This window comes from Streptomyces sp. URMC 123 (assembly GCF_051386515.1).
In the GTDB taxonomy this organism is placed as follows: Bacteria; Actinomycetota; Actinomycetes; order Streptomycetales; family Streptomycetaceae; genus Streptomyces.
The window spans coordinates 1-1,158 of sequence record NZ_JBPQTV010000627.1; the positions used below are offsets into that span (position 1 = coordinate 1).

Annotated in this window: 1 rRNA gene; it reads left to right on the forward strand. The window is 57.9% G+C overall.

The annotated features are described in order from the left end of the window. Window positions 1-1,158 (forward strand): 23S ribosomal RNA (locus ACSNOD_RS31300); the annotation flags it as partial.

Consider the following 1,158-nt stretch of genomic DNA (forward strand, 5'->3'; position numbering starts at 1 on the left):
GCGGCTCGTTTGAGAGACACCCAAGTAGCACGGGGCCCGAGAAATCCCGTGTGAATCTGGCGGGACCACCCGCTAAGCCTAAATATTCCCTGGTGACCGATAGCGGATAGTACCGTGAGGGAATGGTGAAAAGTACCGCGGGAGCGGAGTGAAATAGTACCTGAAACCGTGTGCCTACAAGCCGTGGGAGCGTCGCGCATCAAGCTTGCTTGGTGCGTCGTGACTGCGTGCCTTTTGAAGAATGAGCCTGCGAGTTTGCGGTGTGTGGCGAGGTTAACCCGTGTGGGGAAGCCGTAGCGAAAGCGAGTCCGAATAGGGCGGTTTAGTCGCGCGCTCAAGACCCGAAGCGGAGTGATCTAGCCATGGGCAGGGTGAAGCGGAGGTAAGACTTCGTGGAGGCCCGAACCCACCAGGGTTGAAAACCTGGGGGATGACCTGTGGTTAGGGGTGAAAGGCCAATCAAACTCCGTGATAGCTGGTTCTCCCCGAAATGCATTTAGGTGCAGCGTCGTGTGTTTCTTGCCGGAGGTAGAGCACTGGATAGGCGATGGGCCCTACCGGGTTACTGACCTTAGCCAAACTCCGAATGCCGGTAAGTGAGAGCGCGGCAGTGAGACTGTGGGGGATAAGCTCCATGGTCGAGAGGGAAACAGCCCAGAGCATCGACTAAGGCCCCTAAGCGTACGCTAAGTGGGAAAGGATGTGGAGTCGCAGAGACAACCAGGAGGTTGGCTTAGAAGCAGCCACCCTTGAAAGAGTGCGTAATAGCTCACTGGTCAAGTGATTCCGCGCCGACAATGTAGCGGGGCTCAAGCGTACCGCCGAAGTCGTGTCATTCCAGCATGAGGGCCAACGCCCGTTGGGATGGGTAGGGGAGCGTCGTGTGCCGGGTGAAGCTGCGCCGGAAGGCAGTGGTGGACGGTTCACGAGTGAGAATGCAGGCATGAGTAGCGATACACACGTGGGAAACGTGTGCGCCGATTGACTAAGGGTTCCTGGGTCAAGCTGATCTGCCCAGGGTAAGTCGGGACCTAAGGCGAGGCCGACAGGCGTAGTCGATGGACAACCGGTTGATATTCCGGTACCCGCTTTGAAGCGCCAACGCTGAACCCTCTGATGCTAAGGCCGTGAAACCGCCGTGTGCGTCTTCGGACAAGC